1 protein-coding gene and 2 pseudogenes are annotated in these 2,259 nt (G+C 60.6%); 2 read left to right on the forward strand and 1 reads right to left on the reverse strand.

The features are described 5' to 3' along the window. Positions 1-678 (reverse strand): annotated as a pseudogene (locus QR78_RS36380) (IS630 family transposase); the annotation flags it as partial. A 277-nt stretch (positions 679-955) separates the two neighbouring features. Here QR78_RS36380 and QR78_RS32240 point away from each other — a divergent pair. Together QR78_RS32240 and QR78_RS31285 are read left to right on the forward strand one after the other, a co-directional pair. After that, on the forward strand, positions 956-2,068 hold the full coding sequence (locus QR78_RS32240; RefSeq protein WP_082171736.1) for an FAD-dependent oxidoreductase: 1,113 nt from the start codon (positions 956-958) through the stop codon (positions 2,066-2,068). Further along, positions 2,065-2,259, forward strand: a pseudogene (locus QR78_RS31285) (NAD-dependent epimerase/dehydratase family protein); the annotation flags it as partial. The gene QR78_RS32240 and the pseudogene QR78_RS31285, both read left to right, overlap by 4 nt.

Below are 2,259 nucleotides of genomic sequence, written 5' to 3' on the forward strand. Positions count from 1 at the left end.
CCGTACCAGACGGCGGTGACGTCGTCGAGGCAGCGCCGGCGGGTAGTGGCACCCTCGACGATCGTCGTCGCCGTCAGGCCGGTCGTGCGCAGGGCCGCCGTGACGGCGGTGGTCTTGTAGTGCCCGTACGGCATCGGTAGACGGCAGCGCTGACCGCGCAGTGCCCAGCCATAGCGACGGGCCATCCGGGTCGAGGCCGCCGTCTCGTCGATGAACACCAGACGATCCGGATCGAGGTCGAGCTGGGCCTCGAACCAGGCCTGGCGAGCCTGCGCTACGTCCGGGCGCTCCTGCTCCGCTGCGTGGAGAGCCCCATTTTACGAGTGATGCGATGGCGAGTCAGGAAGCGCGACCGGCTGCTGGTGCTGGTCGTGACGCCCTGCCCTCGCCCAACGCGTCCCGCAACTCCGCCAGCAAGATGTTGCCGCGCTTCTTGCACAGCCTCGGGATCTGTGGGGCGTGGGCCTCGATGAGGTACGAGCGCTGATCGCCGCCCATCGCTCGGGGCCGGACGTGGCCGTCCCGGAGATGACGGGCGTGCCAGCGGCTGACGCTGGTGGCGCTGACACCGAACCGCTCACCGGCTTGGCGGCAGGATGCGCCCGCCAGGACGGCGGATACCACACGCTCACGCCGATCGACCGACGAGGGTGAGGTATCGCTGGCTCCTCCACCCAGCCAACGCCCAAACCAACTCGGTCGTTGCAGGCCGATCGCACAGCGCTCTATGCTGTGGCCCGATTCAGTCGGGCCTTCCGACCAGCCGCGTCCGGGCGGTCCGGAAAGCACGCAAACCAACGCGAGCAGGAGGTATCCTGGGTAAGGTTTCCTACGGAAAGGTTGCGCCTTTAAAATGCCCCAGTTCGCAGGAAAGCCCTAGTTCGCAGGACTGGTTCATAGTTGGTCGCCGAGTCTACCTTCTGCTTTTCGATGAAAAAATGAAAGTTATGCTGCTATGTCACGTAAAATCGCGATCATCGGAGGTGGATGGTACGGCTGCCATATCGCATCATCATTGATGGCGCTTGGATTTTCAGTTCGGCTTTTCGAGCAGAACGATCGATTGCTGCACGAGGCTTCAGGTAATAATCAATTTCGATTGCATTTAGGCTTTCACTATCCGCGACATGCCACTACGCGGATTCAGTCTCGCGACGGTTTTTCAAGATTCCTCGAGCGGTACGGCGATCTGAGTCGGCCGATCGAGGAAAATATATATGCTGTGCCGCGTCGAACGTCTCTTCTCGACTTCGATACTTACAAACTGATCATGACTGCGACAGGAATTTCATATAAGACTGTGGACCAATGCGGCGCCGATTTGCGCGAGATCGAAGGAATGATCCTTGCCGAGGAGCGGGTCATCCTGATCGAAAAGGCGCGCCATTATTTTTCCGCCCATCTGCGACAAGCCCTCAGCCTGTCGGTGAGGATCGAGTCCGTCGAGCAGACCGACCGGCACGTTCTCGTCAACGGCGAGCGCTTCGACTACATGGTCGATGCAACCTGGGGGCATTTTACCCCGGTCCCGATTCAGACGTTCTTCGAACCGACCTTGCTGCTGTACTTCGAAGCGGCGCCGAACCTGCCGGCTGTCACATTCGTCGATGGGCCGCTCTATTCGATCTACCCGACCGAGGAGCCTCGCGTTTATACGCTGTCGAGCGTTCCGCATACGCCGCTCGGGCGCTACAGCTCATCGGCCGAAGCATGCGCCGCACGGGATTCCGTCAACTCGGATCTCATCCGCTCGAAGCTCGAGTTGATGGTAAACCAAGCCTGCGAGAATGTTACCTATTTCCACGACCAATACCGCTTCCTGGGCCCTCAGATTGCGATCAAGACGAAGCCGATCGGCGGTAGCGACGACAGAAGCTGCTACGTCGGACGTCAAGGACGGATTTTCTCGGTGATGTCAGGCAAGATCGATACGATCTTCTTCGCGACCGAGCGCATACTGAGCATGATGGAGGCCGACAGCGATGGGCCGAGCCAGGACATCCCGTCCTCGCTGCTCGCGAACATCCGAGCGAAGACAGTTCAGATCGGGATGGATATCGGCGGATGACGCGCGCTTTGATTGGCTATACAGGCTTCGTCGGCTCGAATCTGCGCGACGCAGGCCACTACGACGCGTTCTACAATAGCGCCAACAGCACCGAGATGCGCGGTCGCGAATTCGACGAAGTCGTCTGCGCCGGGGTCAGCGCCGTCAAATGGAAGGCGAACCGGGAGCCGGACGCCGATTGGGCGCAGATC

Origin of the sequence: Methylobacterium indicum (assembly GCF_001043895.1) — a bacterium.
GTDB classification, from domain to species: domain Bacteria; phylum Pseudomonadota; class Alphaproteobacteria; order Rhizobiales; family Beijerinckiaceae; genus Methylobacterium; species Methylobacterium indicum.